At 71.6% G+C, this 22,047-nt stretch carries 23 protein-coding genes; 15 read left to right on the forward strand and 8 right to left on the reverse strand.

Annotated elements, in window-relative coordinates; translation table 11 throughout:
- Positions 1 to 333 precede the first annotated feature (333 nt).
- Positions 334 to 1,461: an alpha/beta hydrolase family protein gene (locus tag ACIRRY_RS39335; RefSeq protein WP_403982883.1), complete on the forward strand. Its 1,128-nt coding sequence runs from the start codon at positions 334 to 336 to the stop codon at positions 1,459 to 1,461.
- A gap of 900 nt (positions 1,462 to 2,361) precedes the next feature.
- Complete coding sequence (locus ACIRRY_RS39340; RefSeq protein WP_403982885.1) at positions 2,362 to 3,774, forward strand: hypothetical protein; 1,413 nt, start codon at positions 2,362 to 2,364, stop codon at positions 3,772 to 3,774.
- Between the two features lie 6 nt (positions 3,775 to 3,780).
- Here the strand turns inward: ACIRRY_RS39340 and ACIRRY_RS39345 are convergent, their stop codons facing one another.
- Both ACIRRY_RS39345 and ACIRRY_RS39350 read right to left on the reverse strand, forming a co-directional pair.
- Positions 3,781 to 4,218 carry a VOC family protein gene (locus ACIRRY_RS39345; protein WP_403982887.1) on the reverse strand — a complete coding sequence of 146 codons (438 nt, stop codon included), beginning with the start codon at positions 4,216 to 4,218 and terminating at the stop codon, positions 3,781 to 3,783.
- Positions 4,219 to 4,344: 126 nt separating this feature from the next.
- Positions 4,345 to 5,235, reverse strand: a complete 891-nt coding sequence (locus tag ACIRRY_RS39350) for a neutral zinc metallopeptidase (protein ID WP_403982889.1) — start codon at positions 5,233 to 5,235, stop codon at positions 4,345 to 4,347.
- Between the two features lie 367 nt (positions 5,236 to 5,602).
- Between ACIRRY_RS39350 and ACIRRY_RS39355 the strand changes: the two genes are divergently transcribed.
- The 3 genes from ACIRRY_RS39355 (at position 5,603) to ACIRRY_RS39365 (ending at position 8,713) form a co-directional block, all read left to right on the forward strand.
- Positions 5,603 to 7,201 (forward strand): ABC-F family ATP-binding cassette domain-containing protein, encoded by a 1,599-nt coding sequence (locus ACIRRY_RS39355; protein WP_403982891.1) that lies wholly within the window; start codon positions 5,603 to 5,605, stop codon positions 7,199 to 7,201.
- A gap of 363 nt (positions 7,202 to 7,564) precedes the next feature.
- Entirely contained in the window at positions 7,565 to 7,783 is a 219-nt protein-coding gene (locus tag ACIRRY_RS39360; protein WP_019060653.1) for a helix-turn-helix domain-containing protein, read from the forward strand.
- Between the two features lie 117 nt (positions 7,784 to 7,900).
- Complete coding sequence (locus ACIRRY_RS39365; protein WP_403982893.1) at positions 7,901 to 8,713, forward strand: enoyl-CoA hydratase/isomerase family protein; 813 nt, start codon at positions 7,901 to 7,903, stop codon at positions 8,711 to 8,713.
- 3 nt (positions 8,714 to 8,716) lie between these two features.
- On the opposite strand, the gene ACIRRY_RS39370 is transcribed toward ACIRRY_RS39365, so the two are convergent.
- The gene (locus tag ACIRRY_RS39370) at positions 8,717 to 9,496 is read right to left on the reverse strand and encodes a nucleopolyhedrovirus P10 family protein (RefSeq protein ID WP_403982895.1); all 780 of its coding nucleotides are present in this window, start codon (positions 9,494 to 9,496) and stop codon (positions 8,717 to 8,719) included.
- Between the two features lie 87 nt (positions 9,497 to 9,583).
- On the opposite strand from ACIRRY_RS39370, the gene ACIRRY_RS39375 reads away from it, so the two are divergent.
- The 5 genes from ACIRRY_RS39375 to amaP are packed head-to-tail and all read left to right on the forward strand — an operon-like array spanning position 9,584 to position 11,987.
- Positions 9,584 to 10,069 carry an Asp23/Gls24 family envelope stress response protein gene (locus ACIRRY_RS39375; RefSeq protein WP_403982897.1) on the forward strand — a complete coding sequence of 162 codons (486 nt, stop codon included), beginning with the start codon at positions 9,584 to 9,586 and terminating at the stop codon, positions 10,067 to 10,069.
- A 55-nt stretch (positions 10,070 to 10,124) separates the two neighbouring features.
- Positions 10,125 to 10,310 carry a hypothetical protein gene (locus ACIRRY_RS39380; RefSeq protein WP_019060657.1) on the forward strand — a complete coding sequence of 62 codons (186 nt, stop codon included), beginning with the start codon at positions 10,125 to 10,127 and terminating at the stop codon, positions 10,308 to 10,310.
- The gene (locus tag ACIRRY_RS39385; RefSeq protein ID WP_403982899.1) at positions 10,307 to 10,735 is read left to right on the forward strand and encodes an Asp23/Gls24 family envelope stress response protein; all 429 of its coding nucleotides are present in this window, start codon (positions 10,307 to 10,309) and stop codon (positions 10,733 to 10,735) included. Before ACIRRY_RS39380 ends, ACIRRY_RS39385 begins: the two co-directional genes overlap by 4 nt.
- The gene (locus ACIRRY_RS39390; protein WP_403982901.1) at positions 10,732 to 11,403 is read left to right on the forward strand and encodes a DUF6286 domain-containing protein; all 672 of its coding nucleotides are present in this window, start codon (positions 10,732 to 10,734) and stop codon (positions 11,401 to 11,403) included. The genes ACIRRY_RS39385 and ACIRRY_RS39390 overlap by 4 nt, the downstream gene beginning before the upstream one ends.
- A gap of 5 nt (positions 11,404 to 11,408) precedes the next feature.
- Positions 11,409 to 11,987, forward strand: coding sequence for an alkaline shock response membrane anchor protein AmaP (amaP, locus tag ACIRRY_RS39395; RefSeq protein WP_403982904.1), 579 nt, complete (start codon positions 11,409 to 11,411; stop codon positions 11,985 to 11,987).
- Positions 11,988 to 12,033: 46 nt separating this feature from the next.
- On the opposite strand, the gene ACIRRY_RS39400 is transcribed toward amaP, so the two are convergent.
- The 5 genes from ACIRRY_RS39400 to ACIRRY_RS39420 all read right to left on the reverse strand — a co-directional run bounded on the left by ACIRRY_RS39400 (position 12,034) and on the right by ACIRRY_RS39420 (position 16,851).
- A complete protein-coding gene (locus ACIRRY_RS39400; protein ID WP_403982906.1) occupies positions 12,034 to 12,789 on the reverse strand; it encodes an SDR family oxidoreductase in 756 nt (251 codons plus the stop codon).
- A 5-nt stretch (positions 12,790 to 12,794) separates the two neighbouring features.
- Positions 12,795 to 14,582, reverse strand: a complete 1,788-nt coding sequence (locus ACIRRY_RS39405) for a glycoside hydrolase family 15 protein (protein WP_403982908.1) — start codon at positions 14,580 to 14,582, stop codon at positions 12,795 to 12,797.
- Between the two features lie 71 nt (positions 14,583 to 14,653).
- Positions 14,654 to 15,448: an SURF1 family protein gene (locus ACIRRY_RS39410; protein WP_403982910.1), complete on the reverse strand. Its 795-nt coding sequence runs from the start codon at positions 15,446 to 15,448 to the stop codon at positions 14,654 to 14,656.
- A gap of 85 nt (positions 15,449 to 15,533) precedes the next feature.
- Positions 15,534 to 15,767 carry a hypothetical protein gene (locus ACIRRY_RS39415; RefSeq protein WP_200686715.1) on the reverse strand — a complete coding sequence of 78 codons (234 nt, stop codon included), beginning with the start codon at positions 15,765 to 15,767 and terminating at the stop codon, positions 15,534 to 15,536.
- 94 nt (positions 15,768 to 15,861) lie between these two features.
- A complete protein-coding gene (locus ACIRRY_RS39420) occupies positions 15,862 to 16,851 on the reverse strand; it encodes a DEDDh family exonuclease (protein WP_403982912.1) in 990 nt (329 codons plus the stop codon).
- A 172-nt stretch (positions 16,852 to 17,023) separates the two neighbouring features.
- Between ACIRRY_RS39420 and ACIRRY_RS39425 the strand changes: the two genes are divergently transcribed.
- Genes ACIRRY_RS39425 through ACIRRY_RS39445 form a run of 5 tightly spaced genes read left to right on the forward strand, consistent with a single transcriptional unit; the run spans position 17,024 to position 22,000 of the window.
- Positions 17,024 to 17,821, forward strand: coding sequence for an acetoacetate decarboxylase family protein (locus ACIRRY_RS39425; protein ID WP_403982914.1), 798 nt, complete (start codon positions 17,024 to 17,026; stop codon positions 17,819 to 17,821).
- Positions 17,821 to 18,705 carry an SDR family NAD(P)-dependent oxidoreductase gene (locus ACIRRY_RS39430; protein ID WP_403982916.1) on the forward strand — a complete coding sequence of 295 codons (885 nt, stop codon included), beginning with the start codon at positions 17,821 to 17,823 and terminating at the stop codon, positions 18,703 to 18,705. The genes ACIRRY_RS39425 and ACIRRY_RS39430 overlap by 1 nt, the downstream gene beginning before the upstream one ends.
- A 14-nt stretch (positions 18,706 to 18,719) precedes the next feature.
- Complete coding sequence (locus ACIRRY_RS39435) at positions 18,720 to 20,003, forward strand: amidohydrolase family protein (RefSeq protein ID WP_403982918.1); 1,284 nt, start codon at positions 18,720 to 18,722, stop codon at positions 20,001 to 20,003.
- Positions 20,000 to 21,256 (forward strand): amidohydrolase family protein, encoded by a 1,257-nt coding sequence (locus ACIRRY_RS39440; RefSeq protein ID WP_403982920.1) that lies wholly within the window; start codon positions 20,000 to 20,002, stop codon positions 21,254 to 21,256. The genes ACIRRY_RS39435 and ACIRRY_RS39440 overlap by 4 nt, the downstream gene beginning before the upstream one ends.
- 24 nt (positions 21,257 to 21,280) lie before the next feature.
- Positions 21,281 to 22,000 carry a VIT family protein gene (locus tag ACIRRY_RS39445; RefSeq protein ID WP_403982922.1) on the forward strand — a complete coding sequence of 240 codons (720 nt, stop codon included), beginning with the start codon at positions 21,281 to 21,283 and terminating at the stop codon, positions 21,998 to 22,000.
- Positions 22,001 to 22,047: the final 47 nt, after the last annotated feature.

Here is a 22,047-nt window from a genome sequence, read left to right on the forward strand (position 1 = left end):
CGCTGATCGCGCGGCCCCTTGCTCTCTGCTCGTCTCTGGCGACGTGGTGTTCGGCCACGCTGAACACCGGTGGCACCGAGCACTCCCGCGCACCGGTGGCACCAGGCACTCCCACACACCGATCGCGCCGGGCACTCCCGCCTCACCTGAGTCACCCGCGTCACCCGCACGGCCTCGTGCCGCCAGCACGCCTCGCCGCCTCCCCCTCGCCCCGCACCATCTGCCCGCCCCGCCACCGCCACCGAAACAACCCTCACCACCGACCCGCCCCCGCCCATCACCCCGTGCGTCCTCCGGCTGGCCGGTAAGCGGGTCCCCCGGGACACTGGACCCGTGCGCACAGTCAAAGCGACGGCCGCGGCCGTCTCCGTGGCCCTCGCGGCCGGTGCGGCCGGCGTCGCCCTCGGCCGGTACGCCAGTGACGCCGCGCTGAAGGCGCCGCCCGGCCGTCCCCTGCCCACCGAACCCCGGCTCACGGTGCACTCCACCGCCGCCGGCCAGATCGCGCTCACCCGGGACCTTGCCTCCCTGCGCCCAGGCACCTACGGCCTCGCCGGTGACGGTTCCCACGCGGTCGTCGGCCCCGTCGTCGACACGGCGTCCCCCTCCGCCGACGCCGTCGTACGCCGCCTGGAACGCGTCACCCACGGCACCCTGCGCCCCGGCGACAAGGTGTGGCTCACCCCGAACATCCACATCGGCAACCCGAGCGCCGCCCTCGGCCTCGACCACGCCGACATCGACCTCCCCGGCGAACTCGGGTCCCTGCCCGCCTGGTTCGTGCCCGGGGCGCGGAGCACCTGGGTGATCGCGGTGCACGGACTGGCCGCGACCCGCGAACTCTCCATGAACGTCATGGAGTTCCTGCACCGCAACCGCTTCCCGGTCCTCGCCCTCGCCTACCGCGGCGACCTGGGCGCACCCCGAAACCCCGACGGCCTCAACCACCTCGGCGAGACAGAGTGGCGCGACCTGGACGCGGCGATCCGCTACGCCGTGCGCTACGGCGCCGAGCGCGTCGTTCTGTACGGCTGGTCCACCGGCGCCACCATGGCGTTGCGCGCCGCCGCCCACTCCGCGATGCGCGGCCGCGTCTCTGGTCTGGTGCTGGACTCGCCGGTACTGGACTGGGAGACGACGCTGCGCGCCCTCGCCACCGCCCGGCACACCCCGGGCGCGCTGCTGCCGCTGGCAGTCCGCGCCGCCCAGGGCCGCACCGGTCTGCACGGCGACCGCATCGCCGAGGCCGCCGACCCCACCCGGCTGCGGGTCCCGACCCTGATCTTCCACGGCCCGGACGACACGGTGGCCCCCTGGACCCTCTCCCGCCGCTTCGCCGCCCACCGCCCCGACCTCATCACCCTCCAGCCCATGGCCCACGCCCCGCACAGCGCGATGTGGAACGCCGACCCGGCCGGCTACGAGGAGATCCTCCGCCGCTTCCTGACTCCGCTGATGTGACCCCGGGCCACTTACCGGCCCACCTGCCGGGTCGCTCACCTTCGCCGACGTGGGCCTGTTGCATCCCGCCCGCACCGAGCCATGCCCTTCATCTGTGCCGGGCCACACTCTTCACCTGTGCCGGGCCGTCACCCTTGCCCTGTGCCGGGCCATGCCCTTGACCCGTGCAGGGCCACATCCTTCGCCCGCGCCGCGCCACACTCTTTGCCCGTGCCGAGTTGTCGTCCTTGCCCCGCGTCCGGCCGCACTCGTAACCCGCGACTCGTCTCGTCACCCGCGTCGAGCCGAGCCCCTCACCCGAGCCGGGCCACACTCTTCACCTGGGCCGGGCCGTCGCCCTTGCCCCACATCGGGCCGCGTCCTTGCCCCGTACAGGGCCGCATCCTTGGCCCGCGCCGCGCCACACACTTTGCCCGGGGCGAGCCGCACCCTTCACCCGTGCCAGGCCGCACTATTCACCCGCGTCGAGCCGTCGCCCTTGCCCCGTGCCCGGCCGCGCCCTCCCCCCCCCGCGCCGAGTCATACCCATCGCCCACGCCATGCCGCCGCCCTGACCCGAGCTGGACCGCCGCATGCAACCCCGCCCCTCCTCCGCGCCGCGCTGCCATCCGCCTCCCCACGCCTCCCTCACACCGATCCGCCCTCCCTCACCCGCACCGAATGCCCACCCCGCCTCACCTCCACCCCGCCTCACCTCCACCCCGCCTCACCCCCACCCCACGTCCGCGCCACCCTCCACCGACACCCCCTCCCACCTCTGCCGACCGTTCCGTTTAGCCCTGTACCACTGGCCTGATCCCGGTCCCCAGCAGCCCGCGAGACCCCGTGCCTTGGCCCGCCCCATCGCCCGCCGTGACATTCCGTTTGGGTTTTCGGACCGTCAACCGGAAGACTGCACCCGTGACGTCCCGTATCCCGCGCGACTCCAGGCTTCGACTCGTCCGCCCGCGACCCCTGGCCGCCGCCCCCCGAGCGATGAACCAGCGGCGCTCGCGCCGCCCCGCACCCCGCCCTCCGGAGGGCACACCGGCCCCCGCGGAACTGGCCAGAATGGCACGCTCCGGCCTCGCCGGGGCGGCCCGCGTCGCCCACTGGGCCGACGCCGCACTACGCCCCGGCCGGGACAGCGCGACCCCCGGCGGCAAGGGCACCCTCTCCGACTCGACCGCCGAACTCGCGGCCGAGGACCTGGGCCTGACCCCGGCTCAGGTCCGCGCCGACTGGGACACCGCCCGCCTCGCCGGTCTCGTCGAGGTACACGGCGACAGTGCCCGGCCCGGCTGGCGGCTGCGCGCCTGGGACCGCGACGACAGCGCCGTACTGCGCGGCTGGGTCGCCCTCTTCGACGCCTGGTCGCTCGCTCACCCGGAACCCCGGGAGCACGAGCCCTCAGCCGTCGCAGAGGTCGTCTCGGCCATGCCTCAGGTGCTCTCCTTCCTCCAGTTGTCCGCCGGGCCCGTCCCCGTCGAGCAGCTCCTCGACCTCCTCGGCCAACGGGTCACCGAGCTGCGCACCGAGCGCTGCGAGATCCCCTACGGCCCCCAGCCCGAACCCGTCCAGCAGCCACCGGCCGCCGACAACGCCGTCGACACACCCCTCGACCCCCTCCTCGACTGGGCCCTGCACGCCCTCGCCTCCGTCGGTGCCCTCACCTACGGCGATGCCCAGGCCACCCTCACCCCGCTCGGCAGCTGGGCGGTCTGGGTCAAGCTGGAGCAGATCTGCGTGGCGGCGCAGAGCCCCGCCGGGAACATCGAGCAGTCCGCCGAAGACATGCTCCGCGGCTGCTCCCAGCTCCGCCCGAACGCGGCCCGCGCCGAGTACCGCGCCTGGCTCGCCGCTCGGACCGTGGGCACCGCGGTCGGCCAGCTGATCGACGCCGCCCGTGGTGAGGACGCCCTGCTGCGCGGACTGGCCTTCGAGGCGCTGCGCGTCGTCGGCGCCCCGGCCGAGCCCGACGTCCGCGCCGTCGCCGACGAGGCCACACTGCGGCCGTACGCCCTGCTGTGGCTCGCCGAGCACGACGGGGTCGACCCGGAGGACGCCCACGAGGTCCTCACCCGCGAAGAGGCCACCTGGCTGTGGGTCGACAGCGCCGCCGCCGTCGCCGACCACGGCGAGGCCCCGCTGCTCGTGCGCCACCTGGAGTCCGCCATCCAGCCCACCGTCCCCATGCTCCTCGACGAGGTGCGCGCCGTAGGACATCCGCGAACCGTGCAGGTCCTGGTCGCCCTCGCCGCCGCTCATCCCGACCCGGCCCTCGCCAAGGCCGTGCGCCGGGCGGCCTTCCAGGTGCACACGGGGGGCAGCTAGGCGGGGTCAGGCACCCGTCGGCCCCGGTATCTCCGGGGCGTACGTACCGAAGCTCCAGATGTTGCCCTCGATGTCCCGGGCCATGTAGTCCCGTGATCCGTAGTCCTGGTCCGTCGGGGGCATCAGGATCTCCGCGCCGTGCTCCACGGCCCGCCGGTGATGGGCGTCGACGTCGGCCACGACGATGTACACCCCGGCGGGACCCGCGCTCTTCATCGCCTCGTCGAAACGGCCGCCGCGGCCCTTGGAGCCGAGCATCACCGCGCCGTTGCCCTGCGCCAGCTCGGCGTGCATCACCGAGCCGTCCTCACCCTCGTACACCGCCAGCCCGGTGAAGCCGAAGGCCTCCGTGAGCTGCCGGATCGCCGCCTTCGCGTCCGCGTACAGCAGGGACGGATAGATGGACGGGTGGATGCCGGGACGCCCGCTGTTCTCGTCTGCCATGCCGATCACTTCCTCGCTCGTCTGGTCCCGCCGGGTGTTTTTTGCTGTCTTTCCGCTGCTTCGATCCGCTTTCGACGAGTCTTGCACCCGCCACTGACAACGCCCCGCGAACCGGCCCCGCGGCCGTCAGCGGAAGGTGTCGCACTGCGCCATGTCCCCGGTCCGATAGCCCTGGTAGAACCACTGCTGCCGCTGCGCCGCCGACCCGTGCGTCCAGGTCTCCGGCGTCACCCGGCCCTGGAACCGCTCCTGGATCCGGTCGTCGCCCACGGCCGCCGCCGCATCCAGCCCGTCCCGGATGTCGGCGTCCGTGAGGCTGGTGATCAACGGCCGCCCGGTCGACTCGTCCTTCGTGGTGGTCGCGTGATGCGCCCAGACCCCCGCGTAGCAGTCCGCCTGCAGTTCCACCTTCACCGCGTTGCTGTTCGCGCCGGTCCGCCCGTCCTGCGACCTGCCGAGCGTGCCCATCAGATCCTGCACGTGGTGCCCGTACTCGTGCGCCACGACGTACGCCTGCGCGAACGGGCCGCCACTGGAGCCGAACTTCGTCCGCAGCTCGTCGAAGAAGCCCAGGTCCAGATAGACCTTCCGGTCGCCGGGGCAGTAGAACGGCCCCACCGCGGAGGTTGCCGTCCCGCACGCCGTGGCGACCTGCCCACTGAAGAAGACCGTCGGCGACCGCGTGTACGTACCGCTGCGCCGCCGGAACTCCTCCGTCCAGAAGTCCTGCACGCTGTTGACCACCGCCACGATGCGGCAGTCCTCCTTGGTGTTCGCGTCCTGCCCGGTACGGCAGGACGACTGCACCTGGGCCAGCGACGACGCGGTGGCCGCCGGTGAGTCGCTCCCCGACGACAACCCCAGGTTGTCGGGACCGACCCCGAAGAAGAGCCCGAGCAGCAGCGCGATCAGCCCCGCGAGACCACCGCCCACGGTTGCCCGGCCACCGGGAATCCGGCTGCCGCGCACGTCCTGCACCTCGGAGGTGTCCAGATTCGCGTCGTCGTCGAACTGCATGGCGTCATCCTCGCCCGCGCCTCCCGCCGGGGCGCCGGACAAGGGGCCGAACGGGGGACGGTTCCCAGCGCTCCGGCGCCCTGGGAGGTCGCGCCCGGCCGGTGAGCCTCCACGCGTGCGTGCCGTACGTCACGGTGTGGCGCCGCTCATCTCCCCGCCCCGGCCCGTACCGCGCAGCTCATCGCCGTACACGGCCCCGGCCGCGTCGCCCCCGGCTGCTCGCGCATCGGCAAGGACCCGTCGTACACAGGAAAAGTGCTTGCACGACCCCGTTAGACTTGGCCTATGGCCATTCTCCTCGCGCATTAGACGGCGGGAACGTCCTCAGCCGCCCCTTCCGCCTACGACCCCGCTCTGGAGTCTGACCATGATCTCCGCCTCCGGTATCGAGCTGCGCGCCGGTGCCCGCGTCCTCATCGAGTCCGCAACGTTCCGAGTCGCCAAGGGCGACCGCATCGGTCTGGTCGGGCGCAACGGCGCCGGCAAGACCACCCTGACCAAGGTCCTGGCCGGGCAGGGCCAGCCCGCCGGCGGCACCGTCACCCGCTCCGGCGAGGTCGGCTACCTGCCGCAGGACCCCCGCACCGGCGACCTGGACGTGCTCGCCAGCGACCGCATCCTCTCCGCGCGCGGCCTGGACGCCCTGATCCGCAAGATGCGCGAGAACGAACAGCGCATCGCCAACGGCAGCGGTGCCACCCGCGAGAAGGCCATGCGCCAGTACGAGCGCCAGGAGACGGAGTTCCTCACCAAGGGGGGCTACTCCGCCGAGGCCGAGGCCGCCACCATCGCCGCCGCGCTGAACCTCCCGGACCGCGTGCTGGGCCAGCCGCTCCATACGCTCTCCGGCGGTCAGCGGCGCCGTATCGAGCTGGCCCGCATCCTGTTCTCCGACGCGGACACGCTGCTCCTCGACGAGCCCACGAACCACCTCGACGCCGACTCCATCGTCTGGCTGCGCGACTACCTGAAGACGTACCGCGGCGGCTTCATCGTGATCTCCCACGACGTCGACCTCGTCGAGACCGTCGTCAACAAGGTGTTCTATCTGGACGCCAACCGCGCCCAGATCGACTACTACAACATGGGCTGGAAGCTCTACCAGCAGCAGCGCGAGGCCGACGAGAAGCGCCGCAAGCGCGAGCGGCAGAACGCCGAGAAGAAGGCCGCCGCCCTGCACTCGCAGGCCGACAAGATGCGCGCCAAGGCCACCAAGACGGTCGCCGCGCAGAACATGGCCAAGCGCGCCGACAGGCTGCTCGCCGGGCTGGACGCGGTGCGCGTCTCCGACAAGGTCGCCAAGCTGCGCTTCCCGGAGCCCTCGCCCTGCGGCAAGACCCCGCTCATGGCGGAGGGCCTGTCGAAGTCGTACGGCTCCCTGGAGATCTTCACCGACGTCGACCTGGCCATCGACAAGGGCTCGCGCGTCGTCATCCTCGGTCTGAACGGCGCGGGCAAGACGACCCTGCTGCGGCTGCTCGGCGGCGCCGAGAAGCCCGACACCGGCGAGGTCATCGAGGGCCACGGCCTCAAGCTCGGCTACTACGCGCAGGAGCACGAGACCCTCGACCCGGAGCGCACGGTTCTGGAGAACATGCGCTCCGCGGCCCCCGATCTGGACCTGGTCGAGGTCCGCAAGACGCTCGGCTCGTTCCTGTTCTCCGGGGACGACGTCGACAAGCCGGCCGCGGTCCTCTCCGGCGGCGAGAAGACGCGCCTCGCGCTCGCCACCCTCGTCGTGTCGTCGGCGAACGTCCTGCTCCTGGACGAGCCGACGAACAACCTCGACCCGGCCAGCCGCGAGGAGATCCTCGGCGCGCTGCGCACCTACAAGGGCGCCGTCGTCCTCGTCACCCACGACGAGGGCGCCGTGGAAGCCCTCCAGCCGGAGCGCATCATCCTGCTGCCGGACGGCGTCGAGGACCTGTGGGGCGCCGACTACGCGGATCTCGTCGCCCTGGCGTGACCGGAAGCCCGTGATCCACAGCCCTGATCGAATGCTTGATCCACGGCGTATGGATCATTCGGCCTACCGGTGATCCACCATCTGTGTGAGATCTCCTCGTACCGAGGTGTGTCGTACACCGATTTCCCGGCCGAGCCCTTTATCGACAAGGGCTCGGCCGTTCTGTGTCTCTGACCAGGTGTTTCGCGGGACAACCCGTTCGGCCGTACGGACACGGCCGTATGGAATTCCACATTCCACTTGTGGGGACGCGCTCCTGTCGTCAAAACCTTGTCTTACGGACCTTGCCGAATGGGTGGCCATGAACGCTTGGAGGGGTGATCATGAGGAGACCAAGAGCGCACTTCCCATGAGGAGGCACGGGTGGCCGAGACTCTGAAGAAGGGCAGCCGGGTAACCGGCGCCGCGCGCGACAAGCTCGCGGCAGACCTGAAGAAGAAGTACGACTCCGGTGCGAGCATCCGAGCGCTGGCCGAGGAAACCGGCCGCTCGTATGGCTTCGTCCACCGGATGCTCAGTGAGTCGGGCGTCACGCTCCGTGGGCGTGGCGGGGCGACCCGGGGCAAGAAGGCTTCGGCCTGACCCCGGGCGGCCCATCGTTTTCGATGGTGGCCACCCGGTCGGACGACTGACCGGCCGGGTGGTTACTGTGCAGTCACTTAGCTCTGCTCTGCTGACCGCACACATCGGAGGCGCCCCATGGCTTCGCCCGAACAGGACGACAAGGACCTCGGTCCCGTACTCGACAAGGACGGCGTACGGCTCACCGTAGACGACGCGATCGCCACGGTGATGCTGACCAACCCGGCCAAGCGCAACGCTCAAAGTCCTGCTCTCTGGCGGGCGTTGGCGGAGGCCGGGCAGCTGCTGCCGGGCTCCGTCCGTGTCGTCGTACTGCGTGCCGAGGGCAAGTCCTTCTCGGCCGGACTCGACCGGCAGGCGTTCACGCCCGAGGGCTTCGACGGCGAACCGTCGTTCATCGACCTCGCGCACAGCAGTGACACCGTGCTGGACGGGACCATCGCCGAGTACCAGGCGGGCTTCACCTGGTGGCGACGCAGCGACATCGTGTCCATCGCCGCTGTCCAGGGGCACGCCATCGGGGCCGGGTTCCAGCTCGCCCTCGCCTGTGACCTGCGCGTCGTCGCCGACGACGTTCAGTTCGCCATGCGCGAGACCAGCCTCGGACTGGTGCCCGACCTCACCGGCACGCATCCCCTGGTGGGCCTCGTCGGCTACGCCCGCGCGCTGGAGATCTGCGTGACCGGGCGCTCAGTCCTCGCCGAGGAAGCCGTCAGCACCGGCCTCGCGAACATCGCCGTGCCCGGCGACCAACTCGAGGACGCCGTACGCGACCTCACGTCCGCACTGCTGGCCGCACCGCGCGACGCCGTCATCGAGACCAAGGCCCTGCTCCAGGGCGTCCAGGGGCGTGCCTACGACGACCAGCGCGCCGCCGAGCGCGCCGCGCAGGCGCGACGACTGCGGGACCTGGCCGGCGTCGGCGAATAGGCGTCAGCCGACCCTCGTGACGAGCACCGTCACGGTCGGCTGACCCGGCAGCACCTCGCCGACCCTCGCGCGGACCTCCCGGGCCACATCCAGGGCCCGGTGGTCCGCGCGTACGGCGACCTCCACGCGCGCGTGGAGGCGGGTCAGTGCGCCTTCACCCTGCCGCTCCTCGAAGTGCACGGCCCGCCCCAGCCCGCCCAACGCACCGGTCAGCCGGGCCACGCCCGGGACGGCGAGCGCGGCCGCGATGATCCGGGACTCACCGCCGTCGTCAACATTGATCATCAGGTCAAGGTCATCAACATGGTCAATGGCGGCGACGGAACGATCCACATCGTCCACACGGTCGACGTCGTCCATATGGTCAACATGGTCAACGTCGTCCATATGGTCCAGCAAGGCCGTCACCTGTAGATCAACCTCCGCCACCACCAGCCCGAGCCGCTCCGCCGCGGCCGTCGCCAGGGCCGTGCGCAACCGGGACGCCGCGGCCGGCAGGGGTTCGGTCGCCACGGCCGCGCATTCGGCCGTGATCCGCAGCGGACCGGGCGGCAGAGCACCCGGCGGAGGCGGTACGGCGGGCTCGTGCGCGTCTGCCGGATCCGCGAGCGCGATCCGGAGCGCGCCCAGCCGCACGCCCCGTACGTGCCGCGCCACGCCCCGGAGCACCGCCTCGGCCGCCCGCTCGGTGATCCACGCGCCGTCACGCCGGTCCCCCAGGGGCAGCAGCCTGCCGAGCCGCAGTTGATGCCGTACCGCTCGTGTCCACGCGTCCGCCGTCATTCCTCCAGCCTGCCGCATGTCCAGCGCGCGACCGGGCAACCGCACTTACCTTGGTCGAAGGACGACGACCGAAAGGGACGTACGGCGATGACCGACATGACGGAGCGGAACCGGACCCAGGACCCCGACGGTGAGCGGGAGCCCGTACAGACCCGCAAACCCCCCACCAAACGCGGCGGCGGCGACCCCGCGTCCCGGGGGCGGACCACCATCGCCGACGGGGTCGTGGAGAAGATCGCCGGGCTGGCCGCCCGGGACGTGGTGGGCGTGCATGCCATGGGCAGTGGACTGTCCCGCACCTTCGGGGCCGTGCGCGACCGGGTGCCCGGCGGTACGAAGTCGGTGTCCCGGGGTGTGAAGGCCGAGGTCGGCGAGGTACAGACCGCGCTCGACCTGGAGATCGTCGTCGACTACGGGGTGTCGATCGCGGACGTCGCCCGGGCCGTACGGGAGAACGTCATCGCGGCCGTGGAACGGATGACAGGCCTCGAAGTCGTCGAGGTCAACATCGCGGTGAGCGACGTGAAGCTGCCGGACGAAGAGGACGACGAACCGGAACCCCGACTCCAGTGACCGAGCCGACGAACGAAGCGATGAGCTGGCCGACGAACGAGCTGAGGAGCGCAGGATGAGCAGGGCCGTGGTCGGCATGATCGCCGGAATGGCACTGGGCTTCGCCGGATACTTCGGCGGGTTCGGTGCCTTCCTGCTGGTGGCGGCCCTGGGCGCCATCGGGTTCGTCGTCGGCCGGTTCCTCGAGGGGGACCTGGAACTCGGCGACTTCTTCCGCTCGCGTGACGACCGGCGGCGATGACGTCCATGAGCGGCGGGGACGGCGCGGTCGACGAGCGCGGCAGAACCGCGGTGGTCGTCGCGCCCGGCAAGCGGGGCGCCACCCGCATCGCCGACCGGGTCGTCGCGAAGATCGCCGCGCAGGCCGCGCGCGAGGCGCTCGGACCACTGCCCCCGGAGGCCGCACCGCCGCATGCCACCGTCGTCGTACTCCCCCACTCTCAGCTTCGTTCGAGCGGGGGGACCCCCGTCGAGTCGGTACGCGTGCGCGTGCACCTCGAACTCGACTATCCCTGCGACATCGGGGATCGCTGTTCTCAGGTGCGTCGACAGGTGGTTCAGCGGGTACGCGCGTTGGTGGGCATGGAGGTGCCCGAGGTCGCCGTTCACGTGGAACGGCTCCATCCGGCACAGGCGCACCGTGCGGCACAGGGGAGGACGCGATGAGCGAGCCCCAGGGCTCCGAAGGCACGACCCAACGACTACCGGTCATCGAGAAGGAGACCGATCCGGGGCGGGGCGGGTACGTCCCGGCGCCGGACCACGATCCCGTACCCGTGGTGGGGGACGGCAAGAACGGCCGCTTCTGGTCGGTGCGCCGCGTCCCCGCGGGCATCGTCGCCGTCCTGCTGCTCGCCGGCGCGGGCGCCCTGCTCTACGACGTCACCGCCGTGCGCGCGGAGCGGCCCGCCGCGCACTGGCGCCGTGAACTCGCCCGGCAACTCGCCGAACGCCCCCTGGACGACACCTGGGTGCTCGTCGGCGCCGGGATCGCCGCCGCCCTCGGCCTCTGGCTGATCGTGCTCGCCCTCACGCCCGGCCTGCGCCAGGTGCTGCCGATGCGCCGCACCCACGCCGACATCCGGGCCGGCCTGCAGCGCACCGCCGCAGCGATGGTGCTGCGCGACCGGGCCATGGAGGTCTCGGGCGTGCAGTCGGTACGCGTACGGACGAGCCGGACGAAGGCCGACGTCCGCGCGGTGTCGCATTTCCGTGAACTCGACGATGTACGGGCCGACTTGGACGCCGTGCTCGGCGACGCGATCACCGGGCTCGGGCTGGCCCGGCCGCCCGCGCTGTCGGTACGCGTCGGCCGTGCCGGACGGAAGGGGTGAGGTCGGTGCTCAGGATCGTCAACCGTGTGGTGACCGGCGTCGTCGGTCTCGTACTGGTCGTGCTCGGCGGGTCCGTGCTGGCCGTCGGGCTCGGCGTGAAGCCGCCCTCCTGGTGGGTCCACGACGGCCGTCACGACGTCCTGCTGAGCGACGCTCAGCGGACCCGCTGGCGGGCCGACGGCTGGTGGTGGCCCACGGTCCTCGCCACGCTCGCCGTCCTCGTCCTGCTGGCCCTGTGGTGGCTCGTCGCTGTCCTGCGGCGGCGTCGGCTCACCGAGGTCGCCGTCAGCACCGGCGACGGCGAGGGCGCGCTGCTGCGGGGCCGGGCCCTGGAGGGCGTCCTCGCCACCGACGCGGGCGCCCTGGAAGGCGTGGCCCACGCGCACGTGCGGCTCGCCGGCACCCGCACCGCACCCGAGGCCCGCGTCCAGCTCAGCCTGGAACCGCACGTGGACCCCGGAGTGGCCCTCGACCACCTGACGGCCAACGCCCTGGCCCACGCCCGCGATTCGGCGGGCCTGGAGGCGTTGCCGACAGAGGTGCGGCTGACGGGCGTCAAGCACCGCGCGGAGAGGGTGAGTTGACGGGTCGAGCGAGCGGGTCGATGCGGCGGGTCGAGGTGACGGGTCGTCAGAACCCGTGCCGCATCCCGCCGTCGACCGGCACCATGATCCCCGTCAGATAGGACGCGGCCGGAGACAACAGGAACGCCGCCACCCGCCCGAACTCGTCCGAAGTCCCGTACCGCCGCAACGGAATCCGCGACTCGTTGGCCACACGCGTGGCCACCGGGTCCGCGGACAGCCCGTCCAGCTCGCGCACGCGATCCGTGTCGATACGGGCCGGCAGCAGCCCCACGACCCGGATGCCGCGCGGTCCCAGCTCGTCCGCGAGGGACTTGGCGAAACCGGCCAGACCGGGCCGCAGCGCGTTCGAGATCGTCAGCCCCGGGATCGGCTCGTGCACCGACCCCGACAGCACGAACCCGATGACACCGCCCGCCTCCAGCTCCGCGGCCGCCGCGCGGGCGAGCCGCACCGCGCCCAGGAACACCGACTCGAACGACGCCTGCCACTGCTCGTCGGTGGCGTCGGCGACGAACCCGGGCGGCGGCCCGCCGACGCTCACGAGGATGCCGTCGAAGCGCCCGAAGCGGTCGCGCGCGGCGGCGATCAGCCGGGCCGGCGCGTCCGCTTCGGCGTTGTCGACCGCCACGCCGACCGCGTTCGGCCCCAGCTCGGCCGCCGCGTCGGCGGCCCGCTGCTCGTCCCGCCCGGTGACGACCACCTTCGCGCCGTCGGCCACCAGCTCGCGCGCGGAGGCGTTGCCCAGCCCACGCGTGGCCCCGGTGACGACGTACACCCGGTCCTTCAGTCCAAGATCCATGGCTCCTATCCTGCCTCCTCGGTACCGAAGAGGGCGAGGGCGGTGTTCACCAGCCCGATGTGGCTGAACGCCTGCGGGAAGTTGCCGAGCTGACGGCCGGCCACCGGGTCGTACTCCTCCGCGAGGAGCCCCACGTCGTTCGCGAGCCCGACCAGCCGCTCGAACAGCACGCGCGCGTCCTTCGTGCGGCCCGTCATGTGCAGGGCGTCCACGAGCCAGAAGGAGCACGCCAGGAAGGCGCCCTCGTCGCCGGGCAGTCCGTCGACGGAGGCGTCGGCCGCGGTGTCGTAGCGGCGTACGAAGCCGTCGTGGCCCAGGGCCGCGTGGACCGCGTCGACCGTGCCGACGACCCGTGGGTCGTCGGGCGGCAGGAAACCGAAGCGGGGGATGAGCAGCAGGGCGGCATCGAGTTCCTGCGAGCCGTAGTACTGCGTGAACGTGTTGCGTTCCGGGTCGTAGCCCTTCTCGCACACGTCCTGGTGTACGGCGTCCCGCAGCGCGCGCCAGCCCTCCAGGTCGCCGGACAGGTCGGCGTACTCCTCCAGGGTGCGTACGGCCCGGTCGGCGGCCACCCACACCATGACCTTGGAGTGCACGAAGTGCCGGCGCCCGCCGCGCACCTCCCACAGGCCCTCGTCCGGCTGCTGCCACCGCGCGCGCAGCCACTCCAGGAGGACGGCCTGGAGTGACCACATGTGCGGCTTGGGGGACAGGCCCGCGCGGCGGGCCAGCCACAGGGAGTCCATGACCTCCCCGTAGACGTCGAGTTGGAGCTGGTTGACGGCGCCGTTGCCGATTCGTACGGGGGCCGAACCGGCGAACCCGGAGAGGTGCGGCAGCTCGAACTCGGGCAGTCGCCGCTCGCCCGCCACGCCGTACATGATCTGCAGGTCGGCCGGATCGCCCGCGACCGCGCGCAGCAGCCAGTCGCGCCAGGCCTCGGCCTCCTTCGTATAGCCCGCGGCGACCAGGGCACCCAGGGTGAGGCTCGAATCGCGCAGCCAGCAGTAGCGGTAGTCCCAGTTGCGGACACCGCCCATCTCCTCGGGCAGCGAGGTGGTGGCCGCGGCGACGATGCCACCCGTCGGGCGGTACGTGAGGGCCTTGAGGGTGATCAGGGAGCGTACGACCGCGTCCCTGTAGGGGCCGTCGTAGCGGCAACGGGCCGCCCAGTGCTCCCAGTCCGCGACGCTGTGCCCCAGCGACTTGTACGGGTCGACGAGCGGCGGACGCGGCTCGTGCGAGGGATGCCAGGTGAGGACGAAGGCGACCTTCTCACCGGCCTCGACGGTGAACTCCGAGAGCGTGCTGAAGTCCTCGCCCCAGGTGTGCACCTCGGGCTCGCTGCGCAGCCACACCGAGTCGGGGCCCGCGACGGCCACCCGGTGCCCGTCGGACCTGCGCACCCACGGCACGACCGCGCCGTAGTCGAAGCGCAGGCGGAGCGTGCTGCGGACGGTGACCTTGCCGCTCAGGCCCTCCACGACGCGTACGACGTCGGGGGCGCGGTGGCGCTGGGGCATCAGGTCGGTGACGCGGACCGTGCCCTCGTCGGTCTCCCACTCCGTGTCCAGGACCAGGGTGTCGGGGCGGTAGGCGCGGCGGGTGCAGCGGTCGGCGCCCTTGGGGGCGATGCGCCAGTGGCCGTTGTCCTCGTCGCCGAGCAGTCGGGCGAAGCAGGCGGCCGAGTCGAAGCGGGGCAGACACAGCCAGTCGACCGAGCCGTCCATGCCGACCAGGGCCGCGGTCTGTTCGTCGCCGATGAGGGCGTAGTCCTCAATACGTGGGTGCACGGGGTGCGGGTTCCCTCCCAACCGGCGGGGCAATCAAGGTTCGGGGCCGGGCGGGTGAAGCGCGGGAGGGCTCACACCGCCGCGGGCTCGGCCTCCGCCGGCTCCGCGGCCTTCGCCGCCGCCTCCCGGCGGTCCCGGGCCTCGCGCCGCGCCAGGACGACGTAGCCGACCGGGACGGCCGCCGCGAACAGCCACCACTGGATCATGTACGCGTAGTTCAGCGGGGCGTCTTCCTTGCCCGGGTCGGAGATCTGCTCCGGGGTGTCGCCCTTCGCCTCGGGCGCCGTCTGCTCGACATAGCCGCCGAGCACCTGGGCGTCGAGCCGCTTCGCCTGCTCTTCACTGTTGATCAACATGATCTGGCGGTCGGGCAGGCCCTTGAGGTCCTTGATGCCGCTGGCCGCGGTCGTCTCGTCGGCCATCAGACGCCCGGTGATCGTCGTCCTGCCGCTCGGCGGCGCGGGGATCTTCGGGAAGGCGGTCTGCGCGCCGTTCGCCGGGATCCATCCACGGTTGATCAACACGACCTTGCCGTCCGTCAACACGAACGGGGTGAGTACATGGAAGCCGACCTCGTCGTCGTCGTTGGTACGGCGCCGGACGACGACTTCCTTGGAGGTCTCGAAGGTGCCCGTCGCGGTGACGGTGCGGTACTTCTCCTTGCGCGTCACCGCGTGCCCGGGGGTGCTGATCGTCTCCACGGGGACCGGCTTGGCGTGCAGCGCGTCCGCGACCAACTGGTTCCGGGCGCTGCGCATCTCGTAGCGGTGCATCTGCCAGATGCCCAGCCTGATCATCGTCGGGATCAGGAGAAGGGTGATCAACGCGAGGATCACCCACTGCCGGGACATCAGGAAGCGGTACACCCCACGACCGTACAACTCGGTCGTGGGGCGCGTTGAGGGGGGTACCGGAAGGGGTGTCGGACAGGGCTTCCGGACGGCCGGTGGCTCACACCTTGTCGACGATGCCCACCATCCCTTCCGCCCGCGCGCAGTGGCCGCCGCAGAACCAGCGGCCCTCGACCTCGACGCCCTGGCCGATGATCTGCACCCGGCAGTGCTCGCAGATGGGGGCCATACGGTGGATCGCGCAGGAGAAGCAGTCGAAGACATGCACCGCGCCCTGCGCGTGCACCTCGAAACTCATGCCGTAGTCATTGCCGCACACTTCGCATCTCGCCATGCGCCACAGGGTGGGCCGTCCACCCGGCACGGGCGAGCGGACGCGGGGCGAGTCGCGCCCCAATCACCCGTCCGTACGGCTCCCCGCGGCGTGCTCAGTCCGCCTGCTCGACGTCCCGGAGGAGTTGCCCGAAGGCCGCCTCGTCCACCACAGGCGTGCCGAACTGCCGCGCCTTGACCACCTTCGAGGTGCCCGAGTCCGGGTCGTTCGTGACGAGCAGGCTGGTCAGCCGGGACAGGCTCGTCGCGACATGCAGCCCGGCCTCCACCGCCCGGTCCTCCAGCAGCTCGCGCTCGATGGACGTGTCCCCGGAGAACGCGATCCGCATCCCCTGCTTGAGCGGCTTGCCGTCCTCGAACCGCCCAGGGTTGGGGTAGGGGCACGCGGGCCGCTTGCGCGCGGGACGCCAACCGCCCGCCCCGTAGCCGCTGTAGCCCCCGGACTGCTGGCCGATCCGGGGCGCGGGCCGGTCGGCGGTCCACTCGGTCAGCGGCCGGCACTCGTGCAGCGGCAGCCGTACGCCGCCCAGGGCCGCCGCGCGCAGGCTCGGCCGGAACGCCTCGGCGAGCACGCGCGCGTCGTCCAGCGCGTGGTGCGCGCGCTGCTGCACGACACCGAAGTGCGCCGCCAGGGACTCCAGTTTGTGGTTGGGCAGCGGAAGGCTCAGTTCCTTCGACAGGGCGATGGTGCACAGCCGCTGACGGACCGGGGGATCGATCGCCACGCGCGCGTACTCCCGCGCGATCATCTGCCAGTCGAAGACCGCGTTGTGCGCGACCAGCACCCTGCCCTCCAGGCGGGTCGCGAACTCGTCGGCGATGTCCTTGAAGAGGGGCGCGCCCTCCAGGACGTCACTCGTCAGACCGTGGATCCACACGGGGCCGGGATCGCGCTCCGGGTTGACCATCGTGTACCAGTGGTCCTCGACCTCGCCGAGCGCGTCCAGACGGTAGACGGCCGCGGAGATTATCCGGTCGTCCCGGGCCAGGCCGGTGGTCTCCACGTCGACTACCGCGTATCCCTGGGGATACGCGGCCGGCCACGGAGCGGCTGCGGACACGGCGGGCGAGTGGTCTTCGAGCATGGTCACTGAGGATACGGGCCGTCACTGACAGCCCTGTCCCTCAGGTGCCTTGTCCCGCCCGCCAGTTCGGGTCCGCCGAACGCACGCGCGCGCTGCTATGGACCTTTTGCCCGCCCGGTGCAAGCGTGCTGCCCGCCTGACGGATGACGGCCTACGAAGGGCGGTACGGCGTATGGCACGCGTACGGTACGGCGCACGGACCGAGGCGGAGATCGCCGCCGCACGCACAGCGAGCTCCAAGCTCCCCGACATCTGGTCCACCGGTGTGGTGGCCGTCTGGGAGAGCGACCCGGACGCGGTCGCGGCGGTCCTCCCGCCGCCCCTCAAGCCCACCGGACGACCCCTGGTCCGGGTGAACATCAGCAAGGTCGAGCTGACCGGATACCCCCTGGGCGCGGGCTCGTTCGCGGTCGCCGCCGCGCACGACGGCGTCGAGGGCTGGTACCCGCTGGTGATGCCGATGACTCACGAACGGGCCCTCACCGGCGGCCGAGAGGTCTTCGGAGAGCCCAAGAAACTCGGCGAGGTGACCGTCGAGCGCGTGGGCCTCGTCGTGCACGCGTCCCTAGCCCGGCACGGCATCGCCTTCGTCGAGGTCCGCGGCGCGGTCAGCGAGGAACTGCCCCTCCCCGGGCCGACGCAGAAGACCGACTTCTACTTCAAGTTCCTTCCCGCGGTGGACGGTTCGGGCTTCGACGCCGACCCGGTGCTCGTGCACTGCCTGCGCAACGAGAAGGTCCGCCGCCTGGAACGCGTCACCGGGGACGTCGTTCTGCGCGAGTCCATGTACGACCCGGTCGCCGACCTCCCCGTACGCACCCTCGTCGACATCACCATCGGCGAGAAGACCAGCGACCAGCGCGGCAGGGTCGTCGAACGGGTCGACGCGCGAGCCCTGTTGCCGTACATCCACCAGCGCTACGACGACCCGCAACAGGTTCATGACGGTCCCCCTGAAGGGAGCGTCTGATGGAGTTGACGGAGGGTCAGGTCGCCGTCGTCACCGGGGCGGCGAGCGGGATCGGGCTCGCGATGGCACGGCGGTTCGCGGCCGACGGGCTCAAGGTGGTGCTCGCCGACGTCGAGGAGAGCGCCCTCGACAAGGCCGCCTCCGACCTGCGCGCCGACGGCGCCGACGTGCACGCGCGCGTGGTCGACGTCGGCGTACGCCAACAGGTCCTGGATCTGGCCGAGTCGGCGTACGACACGTACGGCGCCGTCCACGTGCTGTGCAACAACGCCGGGGTCGGCTCGGGTGCCGAGGGCCGGATGTGGGAGCACGAACCGAACGACTGGCAGTGGGCGTTCGCCGTCAATGTGTGGGGCGTCTTCCACGGCATCCAGGCGTTCGTGCCGAGGATGATCAAGTCCGGTCAACCCGGTCATGTCGTCAACACGTCCTCCGGGGACGGCGGAATCGCCCCGCTGCCCACCGCCTCCGTGTACGCCGTCACCAAGGCGGCCGTCGTGACGATGACCGAGTCCCTGTACGCCCACTTGAGAGCGGAGCACGCACGCGTGGGCGCCTCGGTGCTCTTCCCCGGGCCGCACATGCTGCGCACCGGCCTGTGGGAGTCGCACCGCAACCGGCCCGACCGGTACGCCAAGGAGCGGCCCCGTAGGACGCCTTACCGCAGTCTCGACCAGTGGGAGACCGCGATGAAGGACGCGGGCAAGGAGGTCGCCTTCACGCCCGTCGAGGAGGTCGCCGACCACGTCGTGGACGGCATCCGCGCGGACCGCTTCTGGCTGCTGCCCGAGAGCGAGCACAGCGACGACCAGATCCGGGCACGCGCGCGTTCGATGCTCGACCGCGCGAACCCGTCGTATCTGGAGAGCTTCATCCTGGACTGACCGAGGGGGTTGTTGTGACCGACCAGGAGCCGTACCTGATCATCTCCTCCGACTGCCACGCCGGACTGCCCACCGAGGAGTACCGGCCCTATCTGGACGCCCGGTTCCACCGGGACTTCGACGAGTTCCTCGCCGGACGCGACCGGCGCCGCGAGGAGATGACCCGGCTCGGCATCCGCAACGAGGCGTTCGCCACCAAGTGGTTCCACGACAACGAGGAGGGTCTGCGCGGGGGTTGGGACACCGCGCAGCGCCTCAAGGAACTGGACGGCGACGGAGTGGCCGCCGAGGTGGTCTTCCCGGACGCCGACGCCGTGGACAGCCGGACGGCCGCGCCCTTCGGAGTCGGACTCGGCCTCTCCGGGGACCAGGACCCCGAGTTGGGCATGGCGGGCGCGCAGGCGCACAACCGCTGGCTCGCCGACTTCGTCTCCGAGCACCCCGAACGGCACTGCGGAGTCGCCCTGTTGCCCGTGACGGCCCCTACGGAGAAGGTCGTAGCGGAGATCCACCGCGCCAAGGAGTCCGGACTCGGCGCCCTGATGATCCCCTCCATGTGGGTCGACAAGGAGCCCTACCACGACCGTCGTTACGACCCCGTGTGGGCGGCCGCCGCCGAGTGCGCGATGCCCGTACTGACCCACTCCGGGGCCGCGCCCCGCCACGAGTACGGCGACCATCTGGGCATCTACGTGAGCGAGGTGACCTGGTGGCCCGCCCGGCCGCTCTGGTTCCTGCTCTGGTCCGGGGTCTTCGAACGCCACCCGGGTCTCAAGTTCGGTGTGGCGGAGTCGGGTTGCTGGTGGCTGCCCAATCAGCTCTGGTTCATGGACCGCCTCTACCTGGGCGCTCACGGCGGCAAGAAGCTGTCGCCGTTCGCGGAGCTGAAACGGCCGCCGAGCGAGTACCTCGACCGGCAGGTCTTCATCTGCGCCACCAACACCAAGCGCCGTGAACTGGCCCAGCGGTACGAGATCGGCGTCGACAACATCCTCTGGGGCAGCGACTTCCCGCACCCCGAGGGCACCTGGCCCGACACGCGCGCGTGGCTGAAGCGCACGTTCCACGACATCCCGGTGGACGAGACCCGCCGCATGCTGGGCCTGGCGGCGGCCGACGCCTTCGGCTTCGACGTGGCGGCCCTGGAGCCCCTGGCCCGCCGGATCGGCCCCACCCCCGCCGAACTCGGCCAGCAGGACGACCAGGCGGACGTGACGGCGTCCTGGGCGCGCTCCCGCGAGGTCGGCCGGCACTGGCTGACCGACCACGACTTCCCGGTGCTGGGGACGACCTCATGAGCGCCACGGGTGCCGCGAGCGAGGACCGGTACACGGTGATCTCGGCCGACTGCCACGCGGGCGCCGATCTCCTCGACTACCGGCCCTACTTGGAGAAGCGGTACCACGACGAGTTCGACGCGTGGGCGGCCACGTACGTCAACCCGTACGAGGACCTGGTCGCCGACACGGCCGACAAGAACTGGAACTCCGAGCGGCGGATCGCGGAGCTGGAGCAGGACGGCATCGTCGCCGAGGTGGTCTTCCCGAACACCATCCCGCCGTTCTTCCCGTCCGGCTCCCTGATGGCGCCGGCGCCCACCGCCGAGGAGTTCCAGCGCCGTTGGGCCGGCCTGCGCGCCCACAACCGCTGGCTGGCGGACTTCTGCGGGGCCGCGCCGGGCCGGCGGGCGGGTGTCTTCCAGATCCTCCTCAACGACGTCCAGGAGGCCGTCCAGGAGATCCGCCGGGCGGTCCAAGCGGGCCTCAGGGGCGGCCTGTTGCTCCCCGGCACCCCACCGGGCTCGGGGCTGCCGGAGCTGTACTCGTCGACGTACGACCCGATCTGGGCCGTGTGCGCGGAACTCGGCGTTCCCGTCAACCACCACGCGGGCTCGGCCTCCCCGCCCCTGGGCGACGAACCGGCCGCCCGCGCGGTGTACATGGTCGAGACGACCTGGTTCTCGCACCGCGCCCTGTGGCACCTGATCTTCGGCGGTGCCTTCCGCCGTCACCCGGAGCTGAAGCTGGTGCTGACCGAGCAGGGCTCCGGCTGGATACCCGGCGTGCTCGACATGCTGGACTACTACCACGGTCGCCTGGTCGCGTCGGCCGCGAAGGCGTCGAGGGCAGCGACCGCGGAGTCCAAGTTCGGCGCGGGGCTCGCCACTTCGATGGGCAAGGGTCCCTCTGAGGTATGGCGCGACAACTGCTTCGTGGGCGCCAGTTTCATGCGGCCGCACGAGGTGCCCCTGCGCGACCGCATCGGCATCGAGAAGATCATGTGGGGGAGCGACTACCCGCACGACGAGGGCACGTACCCGTACTCCAGGGAGGGCCTGCGCTTCGCCTACGCGCGTGTGCCGCGTGCCGAGGTCGCCGCGATGGTCGGCGGCAACGCGGCCCGCGTGTACGGCTTCGACCTCGACATCCTGGACCCGGTCGCGGCGAAGATCGGCCCCCTGGTGAGCGAGATCGCGGAACCGCTCGCCGAACCGCCTGCGGACGCCACGAGCCCGGTGTTCGCGCGGGGAGCGTCGGTACGGGTGTGGTGACACCGGGGGTGGAATCCTCCGGGAGTGACTGAAACCAACGGCGAGTCCCACTCCGAGGCGCACGGCGGCAGCCTCGGCTCCCGGCTGAACTGGCTGCGGGCCGCGGTCCTCGGGGCGAACGACGGCATCCTGTCGACCGCCGGTCTCGTCGTCGGCGTGGCCGGCGCCACCGACGACCGCTCGGCGCTGCTGACGGCGGGCCTCGCGGGTCTTCTCGCCGGCTCCATGTCGATGGCGGCGGGGGAGTACGTGTCCGTCTCCACGCAGCGCGACTCGGAGAAGGCCGCCCTCGCCCTGGAGAAGCGCGAGCTGAAGGAGCAACCGGAGGCCGAACTGGAGGAGTTGACCGAACTCCTCCAGGACCGGGGTCTGACCCGTGATGTGGCCTTGGAGGCGGCGACCCAGCTCACGGAACGCGACGCCCTGCGCGCCCACGCGCGCGTGGAGCTCAACATCGACCCCGACGACCTCACCAACCCCTGGCACGCGGCCTGGGCCAGCTTCCTGTCCTTCACGGCGGGCGCCCTGCTGCCCCTCCTGGCGATCGTCCTGCCCCCGGCCGACTGGCGGCTCGGCGTCACCGTCGGCTCGTCCCTGGCCGCCCTCGTCTTCACCGGCTGGACCAGCGCGCGTCTCGGCGCGGCCGGTCCGAGGACGGCGATGGTGCGGAACGTGGCCGGAGGCGCGCTGGCGATGGCCGTGACGTACGTGGCGGGGACGCTGTTGGGGGCGGCCGGAGCCTGACCGGTTGGCGGAGATCGCCAACAAGCAAGCGCGTACCCCAGGTAATA

This window comes from Streptomyces sp. NPDC101776, assembly GCF_044766845.1.
GTDB lineage: Bacteria > Actinomycetota > Actinomycetes > Streptomycetales > Streptomycetaceae > Streptomyces.